Below are 19114 nucleotides of genomic sequence, written 5' to 3'. Positions count from 1 at the left end.
ATAACTTTAGCGGATTGATTTATTTATACTTTTAGGACAAGTGCTGACGAACACTTACGGTTCAGTCATTTACCCATTCTGCTTTCGCTTATATACTCGTGACTTTGCTAACAGCAACCAGACGGATTTCATGTACCAACCTGTCGCTCTATTCATTGGCCTGCGTTATATGCGTGGGCGTGCAGCAGATCGCTTCGGTCGCTTCGTTTCCTGGCTCTCCACCATTGGCATTACCCTCGGGGTAATGGCGCTGGTCACGGTGTTGTCGGTGATGAACGGTTTCGAGCGCGAGCTGCAAAACAATATCCTTGGCCTGATGCCTCAGGCCGTTCTCTCGTCTGAACAGGGTTCTCTGAACCCGCAGCAACTGCCGGAAAAAGCCGTGGTGTTGAACGGCGTCAACCGCGTCGCACCGATAACTACGGGGGATGTGGTGCTGCAAAGTGCGCGTAGCGTGGCGGTCGGCGTGATGCTGGGCATCGACCCGGCGCAAAAAGATCCTCTCACGCCGTATCTGGTCAATGTGAAGCAAACAGATCTGCAGCCGGGTAAGTATAATGTCATCCTCGGTGAGCAGCTTGCCGGGCAGTTGGGCGTCAATCGCGGCGATCAAATTCGCGTGATGGTGCCTTCGGCCAGCCAGTTTACGCCGATGGGGCGTTTGCCGAGCCAGCGTCTGTTTACGGTGATTGGCACCTTCGCCGCCAACAGCGAAGTAGACGGCTACCAGATGCTGACCAACATTCAGGATGCTTCCCGCCTGATGCGCTATCCGGTGGACAATATTACCGGCTGGCGTCTGTGGCTGAACGAACCGTTAAAAGTTGATACGCTGAGCCAGCAAACGCTGCCGCAGGGCACCAAATGGCAGGACTGGCGCGAGCGCAAAGGGGAACTGTTCCAGGCCGTGCGCATGGAGAAAAACATGATGGGGCTGCTGCTTAGCCTGATCGTGGCAGTGGCGGCTTTTAATATTATTACCTCGTTGGGTCTGATGGTAATGGAGAAGCAAGGGGAAGTGGCGATTCTACAAACGCAGGGGCTCACGCCGCGGCAAATCATGATGGTGTTTATGGTGCAGGGGGCCAGTGCCGGGATTATCGGCGCGCTGCTGGGCGCGGTGCTGGGCGCATTGCTCGCCAGCCAACTGAACAACCTGATGCCAATTATCGGTGTGCTGCTGGACGGTGCCGCGTTGCCGGTTGCTATTGAGCCGCTGCAGGTGATCGTCATTGCGCTGGTGGCGATGGCCATCGCGCTGCTGTCTACGCTTTATCCTTCCTGGCGCGCTGCCGCCACTCAACCCGCTGAGGCTTTACGTTATGAATAAGATCCTGTTGCAATGCGACAACCTGTGCAAACGCTATCAGGAAGGCACGGTGCAGACTGATGTTCTGCACGATGTCAGTTTTAGCGTCGGCGAGGGTGAGATGATGGCGATTGTCGGCAGCTCAGGCTCCGGCAAAAGTACACTGCTTCATCTGCTCGGCGGGCTGGATACACCGACTTCCGGCGACGTCATTTTTAGCGGTCAGCCGATGAGCAAACTCTCGTCAGCGGCGAAAGCGGAACTGCGCAATCAGAAGCTCGGATTTATTTACCAGTTCCACCATTTGTTGCCAGACTTTACCGCGCTGGAAAACGTGGCGATGCCGCTACTGATTGGCAAGAAGAAGCCGGCTGAAATTACCGAGCGCGCACGTGACATGCTGAAAGCGGTTGGGCTGGATCACCGTGCCAGTCATCGCCCGTCTGAACTGTCGGGCGGCGAACGCCAGCGCGTAGCCATCGCCCGTGCGCTGGTGAATAACCCGCGCCTGGTACTGGCAGACGAGCCAACGGGTAACCTTGATGCGCGAAACGCGGACAGCATTTTCGAACTGCTGGGTGAGCTGAACCGCTCTCAGGGCACGGCATTTCTGGTGGTGACGCACGATCTACAACTGGCGAAGCGCATGAGCCGCCAGCTTGAAATGCGCGATGGTCGCCTGACGGCTGAACTGAGCCTGATGGGGGCCGAGTAATGGCATCGCCTTTATCATTATTGATCGGTCTGCGCTTTAGCCGCGGTCGGCGGCGCGGTGGCATGGTGTCGCTGATTTCCGTGATTTCTACCGTCGGTATTGCGTTGGGCGTGGCGGTGTTGATCGTCGGTCTAAGCGCCATGAACGGATTTGAGCGAGAGTTGAACAACCGTATTCTGGCCGTGGTTCCGCACGGTGAGATTGAAGCGGTAAATCAGCCGTGGAACAACTGGCAGGAAGCACTCGACAAAGTTCAGAAAGTGCCGGGTATTGTCGCTGCGGCGCCTTATATCAATTTCACCGGGCTGGTGGAGAGTGGGGCGAACTTGCGCGCCGTACAGGTAAAAGGTGTTGATCCGCAGCAGGAACAGCGTTTAAGCGCACTGCCATCCTTCGTGCAAAACCACGCCTGGGATAATTTTAAAGCCGGTGAACAACAAATCATCATTGGTAAGGGTATTGCCGATGCGCTGAAGGTGAAGCAGGGCGACTGGGTGTCGATTATGATCCCTAACGCCAGCGCGGATCATAAGTTACAGCAGCCTAAACGCGTGCGTTTGCACGTGACGGGAATTTTGCAACTGAGCGGTCAGCTCGATCACAGCTTTGCCATGATCCCAATGGAAGATGCGCAGCAATATCTGGATATGGGAACCAGCGTTTCCGGGATTGCCCTGAAAGTTAACGACGTGTTTAACGCCAATAAGCTGGTGCGGGACGCGGGCGAAGTGACCAATAACTATGTTTATATTAAGAGTTGGATCGGTACTTACGGCTATATGTATCGCGATATCCAGATGATCCGCGCCATTATGTATCTGGCGATGGTGCTGGTGATTGGCGTAGCCTGCTTTAATATCGTTTCCACGTTAGTGATGGCGGTAAAAGACAAAAGCGGCGATATTGCGGTATTAAGAACGCTGGGGGCGAAAGACGGACTGATCCGCGCCATCTTCGTCTGGTATGGACTGCTGGCGGGTCTGTTCGGTAGCCTGATAGGTGTGGTTATTGGTGTTGTTGTTTCTCTACAGCTCACACCGATCATCAATGGTATTGAGGCGCTTATCGGCCATCAGTTCCTCTCCGGCGATATCTATTTCATTGACTTCCTGCCATCGGAATTACACTGGCTGGATGTGATTTACGTGCTGGTGACAGCATTAGTGCTGAGTCTTTTGGCGAGTTGGTATCCGGCGCGTCGCGCCAGCAATATTGATCCTGCGAGAGTACTTAGCGGCCAATAACAATATATACACTAAAGCATTCATGCTGCATCAAGGAGCGGTGATGTATTACGGATTTGACATCGGTGGGACTAAAATTGCGTTAGGCGTATTCGATAATCAACGTCGTTTGCAATGGGAAACGCGCGTCCCTACGCCGCGTGACAGTTATGACGCTTTCCTTGATGCGGTGTGCAATTTGGTGCAGGAAGCAGACCAGCGGTTTGGCATTAAAGGTTCGGTTGGCATCGGCATTCCTGGTATGCCGGAAACGGAGGACGGTACGCTGTATGCAGCCAACGTTCCTGCTGCCAGTGGCAAACCGCTGCGGGCCGATCTCAGCGCACGACTGGATCGTGATGTGCGTCTGGATAATGACGCCAACTGTTTTGCACTCTCCGAAGCCTGGGACGATGAGTTCACCCAGTATCCGTTAGTGATGGGCTTAATCCTCGGCACCGGTGTCGGTGGTGGCCTGGTGCTTAACGGAAAGTCTATCACTGGACGTAGCTATATTACCGGCGAGTTCGGTCATATCCGTTTGCCTGTTGATGCGTTGACGTTGATGGGATTTGATTTCCCGCTGCGTCGTTGCGGATGTGGTCAACTGGGGTGCATCGAAAGTTATCTTTCCGGTGGCGGATTTGCGTGGTTGTACCAGCATTACTACCATCAACCTCTGGATGCCCGTGAAATTATCACCCTCTGGGAGCAAGGCGATGAGCACGCGCATGCGCATGTAGAGCGTTATCTGGATTTGCTGGCCGTTTGCCTGGGGAATATCCTGACTATCGTCGATCCAGATTTAGTGGTGATTGGCGGTGGCTTGTCGAACTTTACCGCTATTACGACGCAACTGGCGGGCAGGCTGCCACGTCATTTGCTGCCCGTTGCCCGTGTGCCGCGTATTGAGCAGGCACGACACGGTGATGCGGGTGGGATGCGCGGAGCCGCTTTCCTACATCTTACCGATTAATACAAAGAGGTTGTTATGCTGTCGCGTCGGGGTCATCGATTAAGCCGTTTTCGTAAAAATAAACGCCATTTGCGCGATCGCCTGCGTCAACGGATCTTTTTCAGAGACAGAGTGGTGCCTGAACTGGTGGAAAAACCAAGGGTGTTAGTCCTGACTGGCGCGGGAATTTCCGCTGAATCAGGGATTCGTACCTTCCGTGCTGCGGATGGTCTTTGGGAAGAACATCGGGTTGAGGATGTGGCAACGCCGGAAGGATTTAGCCGTAATCCTGGACTGGTTCAGTCGTTTTATAACGCCCGTCGTCACCAGTTGCAACAGCCCGAAATTCAGCCAAACGCGGCGCATATTGCGTTGGCAAAACTCGAAGCCGAGCTGGGTGATCGCTTTCTACTGGTAACGCAAAATATTGATAATCTGCACGAACGTGCGGGAAGTCAGAACGTTATCCACATGCACGGCGAGCTTCTTAAGGTTCGCTGTTCGCAAAGCGGGCAGATTTTAGACTGGACAGGGGATGTCACGCCAGAAGACAAATGCCATTGCTGCCAGTTCCCTGCGCCCCTGCGACCGCACGTTGTCTGGTTTGGCGAAATGCCGCTGGGGATGGATGAAATTTATATGGCGCTGGCGATGGCAGATGTTTTCATTGCCATTGGCACGTCAGGGCATGTTTATCCGGCTGCGGGTTTTGTCCACGAAGCGCGTCTGCATGGGGCGCATACGGTGGAGTTAAATCTGGAGCCAAGCCAGGTGGGTAGCGAGTTCGAAGAGAAGTATTACGGCCCGGCAAGCCAGGTGGTGCCCGAGTTTGTGGAGAAGTTATTGAAGGGATTGTGATCACGGATGGCGTAGGCCCGATAAGCGCAGCGCCATCGGGCAGTTATGATGCGCCGGATGCGACGCTGGCGCGTCTTATCCGGCCTACGAGGAGGGCAATTAGCGTCCTGCTTTCAGCTTCTGATAATACTCTTCATAGATGGCGCTGGCGGAACCAACATCGTTCTGCCATTCCCCTTTGTTGATGGTTTCTGCATCCGGGTACAGGGTTTTATCATTCGCGACTTCCGGACTTAGCAGCTTGCGTGCCGCCAGGTTTGGCGTTGGATAACCAATAGTTTCCGCCACTTCTTTCGCCACGTCCGGGCGTAGCAGGAAGTTAATCAGCTTCAGCGCACCTTCTTTGTTTTTAGCATTTGCCGGAATAGACAGGCTGTCCATCCAGAAAATCCCACCTTCTTTCGGCCAGACGACTTCCAGCGGTGTACCTGCCTGACGCGCAACATATGCGGAGCCGTTCCACACCATCCCCAGATTGACTTCACCTTCCATATACGGATTGGCCGGGTTGTCAGAGTTAAACGCCGCAACGTTAGGCATTAGCTTCTTCAGCTCGTTATACGCAGCTTCAATCTCTTTCGGGTCGGTGGTATTGCCGGAGTATCCCAGCTTGCGCAGCGCCATCTGGAACACTTCGCGGGCATCATCCGTTAACAGCAGGCTGCCCTTGTATTCCGGTTTCCACAGGTCAGCCCAACTGGTCACGGTTTTGGGATCAATGGCATCACTGTTAATACCAATGGCCGTTGCACCCCAGATATACGGGATTGAGTAGTCGTTGTTCGGGTCAAACGGCTTATTGAGCATTTCCGGATCGAGGTTGTGGAAGTTGGTTAACGTCGACTTGTCGATCTTCTGGATCATGCCTTCTTTACGCATTTTATCGACGTAATAGGTGGACGGAACCACCAGATCGTACGCACCGTCTTTATAGGTTTTGAGCTTGGCGTACATGGTTTCGTTCGACTCGTAGGTCGAATAGATTACCTTAATGCCGGTCTCTTTGGTGAACTGTTCCAGTAATCCTGGCGGAACGTATTCGGTCCAGTTGTAGAAATAAAGCGTGTTGTTGTCATTCGCGTGAGCGGCGCTCATGCCCAGTGCCAGAGCACCCGCCGCGAGCAGGTGGCGTGACCATTTTTTCATCATTTAACGTCCCCTGAATTAAGGGCCTTAACGGCCCTTGGTTTTATCACGTGCAATAAGCTGGCTGGCGATCACCATAACCAGCGACAGAACCAACAAAATGGTTGCCAGTGCATTCACCTCTGGTGATACACCGACTTTAACCATTGAGTAGATTTTTAATGGCAAAATTTCATAGCCGGGTCCGGTGACGAAGGACGAAACCACGACATCATCCATCGACAGCGTAAAACTTAGCAACCAACCTGCAGCTACCGCCGGCATGGCCAGTGGCAGAATGATCTTGCGCAGAATGGTCACTTCACTGGCACCCAGGTCTTTAGCTGCTTCAAGCATACGTACGTCAAAGCCTTTCAAACGTGAGTAGACCGTTACGACCACAAAAGGCAGGCAGAACGTGATATGTGAAAACAGCAGCGACCAGAAGCCCAGTTGAATGCCAATCAGCATAAACAGCACCAGCAGCGAAATTGCCATCACGATATCCGGCGACATCATCACCACAAACAACATGCCGCTGACAAATGGTTTGCCACGAAAACGGTAGCGATATAAAGCGACCGCAGTCAGTGAACCGATCAGGGTGGCAAAGGTCGCGGAGAGCACGGCCATCGTCAGTGAGTGCTGTGCCGCCTGCAGCAAACTGTCGTTGTTCATCAGCAGGCCGTACCATTTGGTGGTAAAACCCTGCCAGTTAATGCCGAAGCGCGAGCTGTTAAAGGAGTTCACAATCAAAATGATGATTGGAATATACAGATACGCGTAGATAGCGGTCATGAAACCGCCTCTGAGCAGCCGACCGATCATTCGAGTTCCACCTTCTTGTTCAGCAAGCGCGAGGCGCGCCAGTAGATCAGCAGCATCAGCCCCATCACAATGGTCAGCGTAATGCTGGTGGCGGCACCAAACGGCCAGTCGCGGATGTTCAGGAACTGCACTTTAATCACATTACCAATCAGCAGGTTTTTCGCCCCGCCCATTAAGTCGGATACGTAAAACAGCCCCATGGCTGGCAGCATAACCAACAGACATCCGGCGATAATTCCCGGCATCGTCAACGGAATAATGATGCGGGTGAAGGTCTGAAGTTTACTGGCACCCAAATCACGCGCGGCTTCCAGTAGCGGTTTATCGAGTTTTTCAATGCTGGAATAGAGCGGCATCACCATAAACGGCAGCAGGATGTACACCAGGCCGATAATCACCGCGCTGGGGGTAAACATGATACGAATAGGAGTATCGATAACGCCGAGCCACAACAGAAATTCGTTGAGATAGCCTTTGGTACTGAGGAAAATTTTGAGTCCGTAGATGCGGATAAGTGAGTTGGTCCAGAACGGAACAATCAGCAGGAACAGCAGCAGCGGGCGCACTTTTTCCGGCAGTTTCACCAAAAACCAGGCAAACGGGTAGCCGAGTACCAGGCAGGCGAGCGTGGCAATCAGCGCCATATTGAGGGAATGAACCAGCACCTCAAAATAGAGCGGATCGAGCAGGCGTGTATAGTTTTCCAGCGTAAAGACCATTTTGACGAAATTGGCGTCGTCGCGGGTCAAAAAACTGGTACCGATGATCATCAGGTTGGGCAGAAAGACAAACAACACAAGCCAACCGACAATGGTGACGATCACCACACTCTGGAATTTACTTGTGTTCTTCATCAGCCAGTACGACCTCCCAGCTTTCTACCCAGTTAATCGCCATTTTCTGGTCGAGCGAGTGGTCAAAGTCAGGATCGTCTTCGTTGAAGAATTCACTGACCATCACCATCTTGCCATTTTCCAGTTCCACAACCGACTCCAGCGTCATGCCTTTGTAGTTGCGTTCGCGCACGTAGCCGATCAGGCCTTCGATATGATTATCGTCGTTGATTTCATCCACGCGCAGATCTTCCGGGCGTAACAGAACGTGCAGTTTCTGTCCAGGAACCACCGCGAAGTTGACGTAAATATTGCACTCGCGGCCTTCAACGTTAGCACGAACACGCTGCTCGTCCAGACGTTCTATCACCGTGGCGTTAAACATATTGATCTCGCCGATAAATCCGGCAACGAACAAATTTTTCGGCTCTTCGTAGATCTCGCGCGGTGTACCGTCCTGCTCAATCTTGCCGTCACGCATCACCACGATACGGTCTGACATAGTCAGCGCTTCTTCCTGATCGTGAGTGACAAAGACGAAAGTGATACCCAGCTTACGCTGTAACGCTTTCAGTTCGTTCTGCATCTGCTTGCGCAGTTTGTAGTCCAGCGCAGAGAGAGATTCATCTAACAGGAGTAAACGCGGTTTATTGACCACCGCACGGGCAATCGCCACGCGCTGCTGTTGGCCACCGGAGAGTTGATGCGGTTTTCGCTGAGCGAACTCTTCCAGTTGCACCATGCGCAGGGCTTCAGTAACGCGAGGAGGAATATCGGCTGCGGGGGTTTTCTGCATGCGTAAACCAAAGGCCACATTCTCATACACGGTCATGTGGGGGAATAACGCATAGCTTTGGAAGACGGTGTTCACGTAGCGGTTTTCCGCAGGAACGTGAGTGATGTCCTGGTTGTCCAACATAATATGACCGGAATCAACCGTTTCCAGACCGGCAATCAGGCGAAGAACGGTTGTTTTACCGCAGCCAGAGGGGCCGAGCAGCGTGAGAAATTCGCCATTGCTGATGGTCAAATCCAGGCTGGAAATCACCTCTTTGCCATCGAAACTTTTGCGAATTCCCGCTAATTGCACCAGTGGAGAAAGCGAACGCGGTTGTTTATTCAATTTTTTACTCTGTCCCATGTAAACGCAACGGATGGCTGACCGATGCGGGGTTTGTGGTTAACCACCTTGATGACTCTTAATGAGGGCGGTTATTCTACGGCAAACCATTGTAATCGCCAATCCTTGTTGCGAATTACTGACTTAACCCTATAGTCAGAGGGGATGTCAGGGAGAAATATTCTCACTTGCGGGGATAAAAGTGACCTGACGCAATATTTGTCTTTTGTTGCTTATTGATAATGTTGTCACAAAAAGTGAGGGTGACTGCATGGATAAACTACTTGAGCGTTTTTTACACTACGTGTCGCTGGACACCCAATCAAAATCGGGCGTGCGGCAGGTACCCAGCACTGAAGGACAGTGGAAGTTATTGCAGTTGCTTAAGCAGCAACTCGAAGAGATGGGACTGGTCAATATTACCTTGAGCGACAAGGGGACGTTGATGGCAACGTTGCCCGCTAACGTTGCAGGTAATATTCCCGCGATCGGTTTTATTTCCCATGTGGATACCTCACCGGATTTCAGCGGTAAAAACGTTAATCCGCAAATTGTCGAAAACTATCGCGGCGGCGATATTGCGCTCGGTATTGGCGATGAGGTTTTGTCGCCGGTGATGTTCCCGGTGCTGCATCAACTTCTGGGTCAGACGTTGATCACCACAGATGGCAAAACGCTGCTGGGTGCGGATGATAAAGCCGGTATCGCCGAAATCATGACCGCACTGGCTGTGTTGATACAAAAAGATATTCCGCATGGCGATATCCGCGTGGCCTTTACGCCAGATGAAGAGGTCGGTAAAGGCGCGAAGCATTTCGACGTTGCAGCATTTGATGCGCAGTGGGCCTATACCGTCGACGGTGGCGGCGTGGGCGAACTGGAGTTTGAAAACTTCAACGCCGCGTCGGTCAATATCAAGATCGTCGGTAACAATGTGCATCCGGGTACGGCAAAAGGGGTGATGGTGAACGCGCTGTCGCTGGCGGCTCGCATCCATGCCGAAGTTCCCGCCGATGAAAGCCCGGAAGCGACGGAAGGCTATGAAGGTTTTTACCATCTGGCAAGCATGAAAGGGACGGTTGATCGGGCTGATATGCACTACATTATCCGCGATTTTGACCGTAAGCAGTTTGAAGCGCGTAAACGCAAAATCATGGATATTGCCAAAAAGGTCGGTAAAGGGTTACATCCGGACTGCTATATCGAGCTGGTGATTGAAGACAGCTACTACAATATGCGTGAAAAAGTGATCGAGCATCCGCATGTGCTGGATATCGCCCAGCAGGCAATGCGCGATTGTGACATTGAGCCGGATCTTAAACCCATTCGTGGTGGTACCGACGGCGCGCAACTGTCGTTCATGGGATTACCTTGCCCGAATCTGTTCACCGGTGGCTATAACTACCATGGTAAGCATGAGTTTGTGACACTGGAAGGCATGGAAAAAGCCGTGCAGGTGATTGTGCGAATTGCGGAATTGACGGCGAAACAGTAGCCGCTTTTGCCGGTAGATGCCGGATGGCGCTTCGCTTATCCGGCCTACGGGATACGCTATTTGTAGGCCGGATAAGCGAAGCGCCTTCCGGCGCACTCTCAATAGGTTATCCTTCGAAGAACCAGTATCCGCTATTCACCAGTGCGGCAAGCATGGCGAGGAAAGACGGATCTTCCAGTGCATCCTCAAAGTTTTCCGCTGTCAGAACAATATGGCTGGCGAGCGCATCCAGCGCCGGACGGTGAGGGGAGTCAATTTTCTCACCATTTACATAAACGTCATCGCCAATGCGCAGTACACGCAATCCACCCAGACGAACCAGAACATCGCCTTGCTTCAGGGCATCATAGATTTCGTCAGGCTGATAAGGCGGCTCAGGCGGCGCAACGTCCAGTTCATGACGCGACTGAGAGATAAACTCGCCAAACCACTGTTTAAAATGCTCCGGCTGGTTAATGAGCCCCAGCATCATTTCGCGCAGCTTGTCCATTTCCTGTGGCAGCACGTCTGCTGGATGGTCGCGCGGCGGTAGATCTGGATCGCTGTAGTACGTGCTACCCAGTTCGCGTTGCAGAACGTAATCCGCAAATCCGCTGATCAGCTCCCGGGTATTCGGTGCGCGGAAACCTACCGAGTAATTCATCGCGTTTTCTAACGCGTAGCCTTCGTGCGGGAATCCAGGTGGAATATACAGAATATCGCCTGGCTCCAGCTCTTCATCAATGATGGCTTCAAACGGATCAACCTGGAGCAGGTCAGGGTGCGGACAATGCTGCTTCAACTGCAGTTTTTCACCCACACGCCAGCGACGGCGACCGGTTCCCTGGATGATGAACACATCATATTGATCCAGATGCGGGCCAACACCACCACCGGGTACAGAAAATGAGATCATCAAATCGTCAATGCGCCAGTCCGGCAATTCACGGAATGGCCGCATCAGCGCGGCAGTTGGTTCGTGCCAGTGGTTTACGGCCTGGACCAGCAGTGACCAGTTGCTTTCACCAAGATGGTCATAGCTTTCGAAAGGACCGTGGCTAACCTGCCATTTGCCATCCTGGTGGCTGACCAACCGGCTGTCGACTTCGCTTTCCATTGCCAGCCCAGCCAGTTCGTCAGGGGAGAGTGGATCAATAAAGTTGTTAAAGCCGCGTTTTAAGACCACCGGGCGTTTTTGCCAGTGACGTTCAAGAAAATCGGGCCAGTTAAGAGTGAGTTGGTATTCCATAATGAGCATCCCGCAGGCTGGTATCTGCAACCGATTATAACGGATACTTAACCTCAAGCGTGAAGTCAGTACATATTTATTACATGTAAAGATTACTCGTCTTTTTGTCCCGGATGTTGGCGGCCGAAAATAACTTCCATGCGCGCTCCGCCCAGCAGACTGTCGCCAGCGATAATCTGCCCGTCATATTGCTCGGTGATCTCACGTGCGACAGCCAAACCCACGCCTTGCCCGGGGCGTAAGGTATCCACGCGCTGACCACGGTCGAACACCACTTCACGTTTACTGTGTGGAATACCGGGGCCGTCATCTTCTACCACAATGTGCAGATGATCTTCCGTTAATTGCGCTGAGATCTCGACAAATTCCAGGCAATATTTACAGGCGTTATCCAGGACGTTGCCCAGCACTTCGACGAAGTCGTTCTGTTCACCCACAAAGCTTGTCTCAGGCGAAATGTCGAGATTAATGTTAACCCCTTTACGCTGGTACACCTTGTTTAATGCAGAGGTCAGTTTATCCAGCAACGGTGCAACCGGATGCAATTCCCGGCTGAGAAGGGCACTACTGCCGCGCATGCTGGCACGATGCAGATAATAGCCAATTTGCTGTGAAATACGGCTAATTTGCTCCAGCATGACGGGTTCAGCATCGCTCACGCTCATTTTCTCATTACGCATCGAACGTAGCGTGCTTTGCAATACGGCCAACGGTGTTTTCAGGCTGTGGGTGAGGTCGGTTAACGTGGTACGGTATTTATCGTAGCGCTCACGTTCGCTCTTTAATAAGCGGTTGAGGTTACGCACCAGACTGGTGAGTTCACGCGTGGTGGCAGGATTAAGCATCTCGCGATGATGCTCTTCAAGCTCACGGACTTCGCGCGCCAGTGATTCGATAGGTCGCAGGCTCCACCAGGCTGCAACCCACAGCAACGGGATAACCAACAGTAAATTGGCAACCAGCACATAAATAAACCAGCTCCAGACCATATATGAGCGTTTGAGCTCAATAGGAATGGTATCAACAACCACAATGGTCAGTTGTGGCATTCTGGCGGTGGCAGGGTAGATGTTCACTGCCACGGAGTGGGTCATTTCTGCATTATCGTCATCTTCTCTGACTTCTCTTAGCTTCTGTTGTGCCGAATGATCCTCGCGTAGCAATGTGCTGGTGGCGTCGACATTGGCTTCAATCTCATGAAAACCATTTGTCTTTAGCCAGTCTGGTTGAATACGTTGTACCAGCCAGGGTACGTCGCGTTGGGCCCAGAGCAGCTTACCGTTTTCATTATAAATCAGCGACATTGTAGGGCTTTGCATATCGAGATTTTCAGGTAGCTCGACATTGATTTTGCCGTTTTCCCATTTCGCCAGGGTATAGAACAGATTACTTTCGCCACGTAGCAGACGAAATGTTGTTTTATCAAAGCTGACGCTATAGCCAACCAAAGCCACCATGCCGTAAGCCAGCGAGAGGACCAGTACAACGCCTGCGGTTGCCAGCAAAAAGCGCAGCCGCAGTGATAACGGGAAAAAATGACGCAGTAATTTATTCATCAGCGCAGTTCAAAAAGATAACCTTGCCCACGTACCGTGGTGATCACATCGTCCGGATATTGCGCCTGAATTTTCTTGCGCAGACGTCCCATTAAGACATCAATGGTGTGACTTTCACGCAGTTCAGCATCCGGGTAGAGCTGTAACATAAGCGAATCTTTACTAACGACTTTGCCGCTATTACGGATCAGCGTCTCCATAATGGTGTATTCGAACGCCGTGAGTTTGATCACTTCATCGTTCACGGACAGTTCGCGGCGAGAAAGGTCCACCTGAAATGGCGGAAGCGAGATTATCTGCGAGGCCAGACCACTATTGCGGCGCATCAATGCCTGCATTCTTGCAACCACTTCTTCAATGTGAAACGGTTTTGTGACGTAATCATCTGCACCGGCACTGAGCACTTCCACTTTGTCCTGCCAGCCTTCACGGGCGGTTAACACCAGAATGGGCAATGAAACGTCATTACTGCGCCAGCGGCGGATCAGTGACAGTCCGTCTTCATCGGGGAGTCCTAAATCGACGATCGCAATATCCGGCAAGTGTTCATTAAGAAAATAGTCTGCTTCCTTTGCATCTTCTGCATCATCCACCTGGTGGCCTAAATCCTGTAGCTGAACCTTAAGGTGGTGACGTAATAATGCATTATCCTCAACAACCAGCACGCGCATCATTGTTTCTCCCTAAATTCATGGTACGAATAGTTTAACGCTGATTATGTAGATTGAAAGCAGCGCTATGAAATTAAATAACTTTTTTTGTGCTCCCTCGCCCGTGGGGGCGTCCTGGGGGCAGTGCTGTTGGCATCTGATTGTTCAGCATATTGACCTGATCCTGGTTCATGTCGCCAATCCACTTGGAGTAAACCTCGTACACCATTCGCGCATCTTCATGCCCCATCTGACTCGCTATGAATGACGGGTTCGCTCCGGCCATCAACGTCCAGCAGGCATAGGTATGCCGTGACTGATAAGGATTCCTTTCGCGGATATTGGCAAGTTTAGTACCTCGCTTCCAGCCATAGGCAATCGAGTTCTTGGAAAAGTAACTGCCTTTCTTTGACGAATATGCTGTCGGTGAAAAAACGAAGCGAAGAGATTGCTGCTCAGTTTTACCGATCTCCCGATGGTGAAATCGAATTTCTTGCTTCGGATTAGCGCCGGTGATTTCGTATTGTTCCTTCAGTGCATCCAGAGCAGGCCTAAGCAACGTTATTGTCCTTATTCCGGCATCTGTCTTAGGAGGTACAAATACTCGCTTATTCGTCAAACTTCTGGATACGTGGATTTCACCTTTTACCAAATCAATATCTTCCCATGCCAGGGCGCATATCTCGCCCGGCCTCATCCCCGTATGTACGGCAACAATGATGATTAATGCCTGGCTACGGGGAAGGGCGGCTATCAGTGCCTGGTACTCATGAAGTAAAAGTGGGTCGGGATCATTTTTAGATAACTTGAGTCGCGACACTCCTTCATAAGGAGCATGCAATATAAACTGGCTTCGGTTTGCGAGCTTAAGCATTTCTGATAAAACTGCCATCTGTTTATTGACTGTTGAGGGCGCGCGGCCTTGCCTGGCCAGATTCGGCATTGCCGGGTTAATAATTGTCCCGGTCAATAACTCCTTTCGGTAATGCAAAATATCGGCATGCTCAATATCAACCAGACGGGTATTTTCTCCGATTACACGCTGTAACGTATTTACGACCGAAGTAAGCGATAGCAGCGTTGCACCAGATACTTCTAAGGCTTTGGTGTCTGTAAAAAAATCACTCAACTCTTTAAACGTGGTGATTTTTTTGGTTGTGATGAACTTCTTAAGCGCTTTGGATTCCGGAAAGCGTTCCGCATAGTCGAACTTACCGAGCTGTATTTCGCTTGTGATGAGTGCGCGAAGATTACCAGCTTTTTTGATGTTGCTGCTGTTCACCGTCCAACCGCGAAGGACTTCGCGGCAACGTTTGCCGCGATAGGTAAATGTGATCCGTATTTTTCCATTATGCAGCTCAACGCCGGTTGGAAAGTCCATCATGCTTCCTGTACTAATTGGTTAATCTTTGGATAGTTGTACCAAAGCAGACCTTTAGAATTGCCAGTTTCCCCGAGAGCTGTCAGATGTTTGAAATGCACGCCTTCGATCCACAAATTCAACCGATAACTTTTAATTTGTCTTTCAGACAAGCCGGTCTTTTCTGTTAGTCGCGCTTCAACCATCCACTCTTCGCTGAAAATGAGTTGCGACATACATAACTCCGATGCCGCCAGCCACAACAGTACATGCTGCGGTTGGCGAATATTGATAATCAAAAATCAGTAGTTGGTTTTGTCTTACGTTTTTGGCGCCGTTTTTTCTTCGGCTTGATGCTTGGTGGCATAACGAGCCGACGCGCTGGTGGCAGACTAAAAACATGCTCACTGATCTGTCTGCGTTCTCTCATTTTCCATACATGCCATGCCGTCCAGTCACACCCATCATCACAGATGTGCTGCGAGCGGATCAGCGCTTCATCGCCGGTTAAATTCTCTGTCACTGCTCCGCCTCCGCACTTATAACCCCAGCGGCCAGCGCAACTGCCATGTGTGGCAATTCATCAAAATCACCTCGATATGCCGGGTTAGCGCACATCCCCTGCAGAGCCGCTAGCGTCAACTGCTGGCGGTAGGTCAGGGTGGTAGGCAGTTCACCATTGGTGACGTCGCTACCCGGTGAGGAAGCAGGCAATTCTGGTTTTTTCTTCGGTTTGGCTGTGACAACTGCTGGAGCTATCACTATCGGTTTTGGTGGCTCTGGTCGGCGATATTCCACGATCGCATCGAGGGCGATTTTCTGACGCAAGGCAGCATCATCAGACCAGCCATCAAGAATTGTCGTTGCGACATCGTGAATTTCGTCATCGTTGAAATTAGGGGACAGACAAAATTCAGTGGTGGCGATATCGATGATCAGCAGAGGAAGAACGTCAGCGATAATATGACCGGTGCATGCCACAACGCCTTCCGCTTCTTCCTTACCCATAATGTCAGTACGTCCCGAAAGCAGGTCGTTCAGCGGGTGGGCAATCTCAATTTCTCGGGCATCCATTGGAAGTCGGTTATCTTCCTGCTCGGTCACTTCCGTTTTTTCGCCCTCATTTGAGGCGCTATTGGCAAATGCTGCATCCAGTTCCCTGTTGAGTTCTGCAGCGCGAGCCGGGCAGACTGCTGGTGGTAAATTTTCGTCCTGTAACGTCTGTTCGGTTTTACCATCAGATTTTGCTCCATCATTTTTTTGTGGCAGCGGGGCAAACGTACGGCCGCAGGCAATATCAATAACCAGTTGTGGTGGATTAACGCAGTCAAAACCCGCAATGCAGCTATCGATGTACTGGCGAAGTTCGCTAGGATAAATATGAAGTTTTTCATCAGCGCTTTTGATGATGGCTACGATGGACGCCGGGTGATAATCATGAATACCCGGTGTACGTGAAAATGGCGCACACCAGTCATCAATCTCGACATCTTTACTGCACAGCATGGTATTGATGCGCATTTCAATGCCAACAGGGGGACTGCATACGTCGAAATCCATGGAGCGGGATAATTTGCCCATGGCGGTGCGATAGCGCAGCCTGGTAGCAAGTTCGCTCATGCCTGGTTTTTTCTCATCGCGTTTTACTGGCGGAGTATCAAGCCATTTATTAATCGGCCTTTTGATATCGGTCCATTGCGCTGTTTCTTTGACGGTTGCGCGCAGATGCGCCAGCAGTTCTTCCTGGCGTTCCGGCAGCAGTGCAAGCACACGAGGTTCGCGGGAGAGGGCTTCCATCAGTTCGCGGGCCTGACTACTCTCTTCATCATTAACCAGATCCATAATCTGACCGTATTGTGTCGCTGTGATTTCCTCAACTGGCCCAAACAGCACCAGGCTGGCGGCGCGATAGTTGGCTGGCAGCGGCTTAACTGCCGTCATTTTTTCTTCAGTCTGTCCTTCGCTCATCTGATTGCCATCATCGGCAAGTTCAGGCTCAACCAGCACGCGCTCAGGTTTGCCTGTTTCAGCATTCCAGACTATTTCATCAGAGAAAAAATCAGGGGTTAATACCCCCATAAGTTCCGGGCGCGGGATGCCTTCGCCATCCTCCCACACCTTTGGTTTGAAATAATCATCAGCAAGTTCAGGCGCGGATTGCAGGAAAATTCCGTGTAACATCACCTGTGCCGCGGATTTATTTTTTGCTCTCACAGCGCCAGCGTAAACGGGAAGGTCCTTATTTTTATCAAGCGAACCCTTTTTAGGTTCGAGCATTCCAGAAAAAATATTTAATTCAATAGTCATAACAACCTCATTAATGTTTATGTGAATGGCGCACATAGCTTCTGCTTAAATTGCAGCGCCGTGGTTCATGAATTTGTTTGTAGGAGATAGCATGCTCAAGGCTACAGAAATAAGCAGTCTCTACTCTCTTATGAATTCTTTTTGTTGATTTATACATGGAATCATCAGAACTCCATTTTTTACAATACGGACAGCACTCAAGTGTCATTTACCCTCCCTGCATGGCTGGCTACGACAGGACCATCATTGATGGATATAGTTAGCCCTGCCAGTTAAGGCATAAATAAAAACTCTCTTAATTGTTTGAAGTTATCGAAGGGGGTAAATAAAAATTCAGCGTAAAAACTCGCTAATATTAACCCTCTGGTCATTAACTATTTTGGTCATTACTTTGATGAAACACATATCCAGCACCGCCTCATCTTTATATTTTTGAACGCCGGTTATATCAGCCACAGCTTTTTTATATTCAGCTTCAGCTGTACGCTGGGCAATATCTTCGCTGGTAAATTTAACCATTGGCTCGCACCATCCTGAGTAAAGATTCCGTGTGATCGAGAGCTGCCTTCTGTTGTTCGTACAGCGCTTCGAGTTCAGAAGTAAGGCGGTCTCGAAAAGCAGGAACGCTTAACTGGTAGATAAAATTACTTACTGAGCTTTCCACATCAGGATCCCCGTCCGGTATAACTGGCTGTGAATTTTTCATAAACCCTCCGGTAAAAAAGGTGCCCATCGTGGGAGATGGGCAAAGACCACGCGGCACACACAGCAATTAATCACATCTGCAAGCGCACTCTGCCTGTTTCACACCTGTCACCCATAACTGGTAAGTGAAGGAGTGCGCTTGCATGTTGTTCCCTGAAAAAGCTGGCGGTGACGGGATACATACGGGAAAACACCGGTTCCCCAGAACAGGGGGCTACTTGTTATCGCTTTGGCCTGCTTTTAACCACATCAGGCGAGGTGGATCCTGCTATTCCCCAACTGTCAGGAATGCGATAATCTGGACATCCGAGGTAGATTGATCAGATGGTCAATCATCAGCCAATTCAATTGCAAAGGCACATCGACCATGGTTTCACTTATTCGAAATAAAGGTAATACATCCACGGGTGTGCACATGCTTCAAAGGTCTGGCAAGCAATTCAAATTCCGCTGCGATATGGATACTTTGAAACGCCTGACATCTAGAAGCGTCAAACCAGAATTTGAGTATCTTTTTCGTAAGCGAACTGATGGCGTTTATCATTCAGAACTTTTTGATTCAATTGAAGAAGGAAAAATTGTTCTTTGTCAGTTTGTTCAAAGAGTTACTGGAGAGCCATGTACCGCCTGAATATTGGTTAACTCAGCTACCTATGATCAGAATGTCCAGATTATTAAAGAGCGAAGCGTCCAGTAGGGCGCTTTTTTGTTTTTGGCCCTGTATCGCCAGGGTAAGCGGAACATTTTGATTCTGAGTAATCACTGCGTGTGGTTACTTGATGGAATAAGGTTAAGATTACTAACCAAGTTTGGCAAGTTATTTTTGGTGATAAAACTCAACAAAAGA

Annotated in this window: 20 protein-coding genes; 7 read left to right on the top strand and 13 right to left on the bottom strand. The window is 50.7% G+C overall.

Features of this window, described 5'->3' with window-relative positions:
• Nucleotides 1-130 precede the first annotated feature (130 nt).
• Genes lolC through cobB form a run of 5 tightly spaced genes read left to right on the top strand, consistent with a single transcriptional unit; the run spans nucleotide 131 to nucleotide 5060 of the window.
• Nucleotides 131-1330 (top strand): lipoprotein-releasing ABC transporter permease subunit LolC, encoded by a 1200-nt coding sequence (lolC, locus tag G8S19_RS13475; RefSeq protein ID WP_048211954.1) that lies wholly within the window; start codon nucleotides 131-133, stop codon nucleotides 1328-1330.
• A complete protein-coding gene (gene lolD / locus G8S19_RS13470; RefSeq protein ID WP_003030805.1) occupies nucleotides 1323-2024 on the top strand; it encodes a lipoprotein-releasing ABC transporter ATP-binding protein LolD in 702 nt (233 codons plus the stop codon). The genes lolC and lolD overlap by 8 nt, the downstream gene beginning before the upstream one ends.
• Complete coding sequence (gene lolE / locus G8S19_RS13465; RefSeq protein WP_253685366.1) at nucleotides 2024-3268, top strand: lipoprotein-releasing ABC transporter permease subunit LolE; 1245 nt, start codon at nucleotides 2024-2026, stop codon at nucleotides 3266-3268. The genes lolD and lolE overlap by 1 nt, the downstream gene beginning before the upstream one ends.
• A gap of 43 nt (nucleotides 3269-3311) precedes the next feature.
• Nucleotides 3312-4223, top strand: a complete 912-nt coding sequence (gene nagK, locus G8S19_RS13460) for an N-acetylglucosamine kinase (RefSeq protein WP_048211952.1) — start codon at nucleotides 3312-3314, stop codon at nucleotides 4221-4223.
• A 15-nt stretch (nucleotides 4224-4238) separates the two neighbouring features.
• Nucleotides 4239-5060, top strand: a complete 822-nt coding sequence (gene cobB / locus G8S19_RS13455) for a Sir2 family NAD+-dependent deacetylase (RefSeq protein WP_040231971.1) — start codon at nucleotides 4239-4241, stop codon at nucleotides 5058-5060.
• A gap of 99 nt (nucleotides 5061-5159) precedes the next feature.
• Here cobB and potD read toward each other — a convergent pair whose 3' ends face one another.
• The 4 genes from potD to potA are packed head-to-tail and all read right to left on the bottom strand — an operon-like array spanning nucleotide 5160 to nucleotide 8987.
• Complete coding sequence (potD, locus tag G8S19_RS13450) at nucleotides 5160-6206, bottom strand: spermidine/putrescine ABC transporter substrate-binding protein PotD (protein ID WP_029139492.1); 1047 nt, start codon at nucleotides 6204-6206, stop codon at nucleotides 5160-5162.
• 27 nt (nucleotides 6207-6233) lie between these two features.
• Nucleotides 6234-7013: a spermidine/putrescine ABC transporter permease PotC gene (gene potC, locus G8S19_RS13445; RefSeq protein WP_003030794.1), complete on the bottom strand. Its 780-nt coding sequence runs from the start codon at nucleotides 7011-7013 to the stop codon at nucleotides 6234-6236.
• Complete coding sequence (gene potB / locus G8S19_RS13440) at nucleotides 7010-7867, bottom strand: spermidine/putrescine ABC transporter permease PotB (protein WP_003030793.1); 858 nt, start codon at nucleotides 7865-7867, stop codon at nucleotides 7010-7012. The genes potC and potB overlap by 4 nt, the downstream gene beginning before the upstream one ends.
• Nucleotides 7851-8987, bottom strand: a complete 1137-nt coding sequence (gene potA, locus G8S19_RS13435; RefSeq protein ID WP_124021659.1) for a spermidine/putrescine ABC transporter ATP-binding protein PotA — start codon at nucleotides 8985-8987, stop codon at nucleotides 7851-7853. The genes potB and potA overlap by 17 nt, the downstream gene beginning before the upstream one ends.
• A gap of 250 nt (nucleotides 8988-9237) precedes the next feature.
• Between potA and pepT the strand changes: the two genes are divergently transcribed.
• Nucleotides 9238-10461, top strand: coding sequence for a peptidase T (gene pepT, locus G8S19_RS13430; protein WP_005121077.1), 1224 nt, complete (start codon nucleotides 9238-9240; stop codon nucleotides 10459-10461).
• Between the two features lie 106 nt (nucleotides 10462-10567).
• Here pepT and roxA read toward each other — a convergent pair whose 3' ends face one another.
• The 9 genes from roxA to G8S19_RS13385 form a co-directional block, all read right to left on the bottom strand.
• Nucleotides 10568-11689, bottom strand: a complete 1122-nt coding sequence (gene roxA / locus G8S19_RS13425; RefSeq protein ID WP_061067742.1) for a [50S ribosomal protein L16]-arginine 3-hydroxylase — start codon at nucleotides 11687-11689, stop codon at nucleotides 10568-10570.
• A 92-nt stretch (nucleotides 11690-11781) separates the two neighbouring features.
• On the bottom strand, nucleotides 11782-13245 hold the full coding sequence (gene phoQ / locus G8S19_RS13420) for a two-component system sensor histidine kinase PhoQ (protein ID WP_048211949.1): 1464 nt from the start codon (nucleotides 13243-13245) through the stop codon (nucleotides 11782-11784).
• Entirely contained in the window at nucleotides 13245-13916 is a 672-nt protein-coding gene (gene phoP, locus G8S19_RS13415) for a two-component system response regulator PhoP (protein WP_061068817.1), read from the bottom strand. The genes phoQ and phoP overlap by 1 nt, the downstream gene beginning before the upstream one ends.
• 73 nt (nucleotides 13917-13989) lie before the next feature.
• Nucleotides 13990-15276, bottom strand: a complete 1287-nt coding sequence (locus tag G8S19_RS13410) for a site-specific integrase (protein ID WP_253686634.1) — start codon at nucleotides 15274-15276, stop codon at nucleotides 13990-13992.
• Nucleotides 15276-15491 carry an excisionase family protein gene (xisR, locus tag G8S19_RS13405; protein ID WP_119922033.1) on the bottom strand — a complete coding sequence of 72 codons (216 nt, stop codon included), beginning with the start codon at nucleotides 15489-15491 and terminating at the stop codon, nucleotides 15276-15278. The genes G8S19_RS13410 and xisR overlap by 1 nt, the downstream gene beginning before the upstream one ends.
• 59 nt (nucleotides 15492-15550) lie before the next feature.
• The gene (locus tag G8S19_RS13400; RefSeq protein WP_119921999.1) at nucleotides 15551-15778 is read right to left on the bottom strand and encodes a hypothetical protein; all 228 of its coding nucleotides are present in this window, start codon (nucleotides 15776-15778) and stop codon (nucleotides 15551-15553) included.
• Nucleotides 15775-17436, bottom strand: coding sequence for a hypothetical protein (locus tag G8S19_RS13395; protein ID WP_253685364.1), 1662 nt, complete (start codon nucleotides 17434-17436; stop codon nucleotides 15775-15777). The genes G8S19_RS13400 and G8S19_RS13395 overlap by 4 nt, the downstream gene beginning before the upstream one ends.
• Nucleotides 17437-17895: 459 nt before the next feature.
• The gene (locus G8S19_RS13390) at nucleotides 17896-18081 is read right to left on the bottom strand and encodes a hypothetical protein (protein WP_044711810.1); all 186 of its coding nucleotides are present in this window, start codon (nucleotides 18079-18081) and stop codon (nucleotides 17896-17898) included.
• Nucleotides 18074-18268 carry a hypothetical protein gene (locus tag G8S19_RS13385; RefSeq protein ID WP_253685362.1) on the bottom strand — a complete coding sequence of 65 codons (195 nt, stop codon included), beginning with the start codon at nucleotides 18266-18268 and terminating at the stop codon, nucleotides 18074-18076. Before G8S19_RS13385 ends, G8S19_RS13390 begins: the two co-directional genes overlap by 8 nt.
• A gap of 366 nt (nucleotides 18269-18634) precedes the next feature.
• On the opposite strand from G8S19_RS13385, the gene G8S19_RS13380 reads away from it, so the two are divergent.
• Nucleotides 18635-18898, top strand: coding sequence for a hypothetical protein (locus G8S19_RS13380; protein WP_071891820.1), 264 nt, complete (start codon nucleotides 18635-18637; stop codon nucleotides 18896-18898).
• Nucleotides 18899-19114: the final 216 nt, after the last annotated feature.

This window comes from Citrobacter sp. SX206, from assembly GCF_024181025.1.
In the GTDB taxonomy this organism is placed as follows: Bacteria; Pseudomonadota; Gammaproteobacteria; order Enterobacterales; family Enterobacteriaceae; genus Citrobacter; species Citrobacter youngae.
This window is presented reverse-complemented; position numbering and strand designations above follow the sequence as displayed.

Bases quoted from the DNA above. Each gene is read 5' to 3' on its own strand.
- G8S19_RS13410 (WP_253686634.1), bottom strand. From the start codon at position 15,276: ATGGACTTTCCAACCGGCGTTGAGCTGCATAATGGAAAAATACGGATC.
- roxA (WP_061067742.1), bottom strand. From the start codon at position 11,689: ATGGAATACCAACTCACTCTTAACTGGCCCGATTTTCTTGAACGTCAC.
- potC (WP_003030794.1), bottom strand. From the start codon at position 7,013: ATGATCGGTCGGCTGCTCAGAGGCGGTTTCATGACCGCTATCTACGCG.
- G8S19_RS13380 (WP_071891820.1), top strand. From the start codon at position 18,635: ATGGTTTCACTTATTCGAAATAAAGGTAATACATCCACGGGTGTGCAC.
- lolC (WP_048211954.1), top strand. From the start codon at position 131: ATGTACCAACCTGTCGCTCTATTCATTGGCCTGCGTTATATGCGTGGG.
- lolD (WP_003030805.1), top strand. From the start codon at position 1,323: ATGAATAAGATCCTGTTGCAATGCGACAACCTGTGCAAACGCTATCAG.
- G8S19_RS13395 (WP_253685364.1), bottom strand. From the start codon at position 17,436: ATGTTACACGGAATTTTCCTGCAATCCGCGCCTGAACTTGCTGATGAT.
- cobB (WP_040231971.1), top strand. From the start codon at position 4,239: ATGCTGTCGCGTCGGGGTCATCGATTAAGCCGTTTTCGTAAAAATAAA.
- potA (WP_124021659.1), bottom strand. From the start codon at position 8,987: ATGGGACAGAGTAAAAAATTGAATAAACAACCGCGTTCGCTTTCTCCA.
- pepT (WP_005121077.1), top strand. From the start codon at position 9,238: ATGGATAAACTACTTGAGCGTTTTTTACACTACGTGTCGCTGGACACC.
- G8S19_RS13385 (WP_253685362.1), bottom strand. From the start codon at position 18,268: ATGAAAAATTCACAGCCAGTTATACCGGACGGGGATCCTGATGTGGAA.
- lolE (WP_253685366.1), top strand. From the start codon at position 2,024: ATGGCATCGCCTTTATCATTATTGATCGGTCTGCGCTTTAGCCGCGGT.
- G8S19_RS13390 (WP_044711810.1), bottom strand. From the start codon at position 18,081: ATGGTTAAATTTACCAGCGAAGATATTGCCCAGCGTACAGCTGAAGCT.
- potB (WP_003030793.1), bottom strand. From the start codon at position 7,867: ATGAAGAACACAAGTAAATTCCAGAGTGTGGTGATCGTCACCATTGTC.
- phoQ (WP_048211949.1), bottom strand. From the start codon at position 13,245: ATGAATAAATTACTGCGTCATTTTTTCCCGTTATCACTGCGGCTGCGC.
- potD (WP_029139492.1), bottom strand. From the start codon at position 6,206: ATGAAAAAATGGTCACGCCACCTGCTCGCGGCGGGTGCTCTGGCACTG.
- nagK (WP_048211952.1), top strand. From the start codon at position 3,312: ATGTATTACGGATTTGACATCGGTGGGACTAAAATTGCGTTAGGCGTA.
- phoP (WP_061068817.1), bottom strand. From the start codon at position 13,916: ATGCGCGTGCTGGTTGTTGAGGATAATGCATTATTACGTCACCACCTT.
- xisR (WP_119922033.1), bottom strand. From the start codon at position 15,491: ATGTCGCAACTCATTTTCAGCGAAGAGTGGATGGTTGAAGCGCGACTA.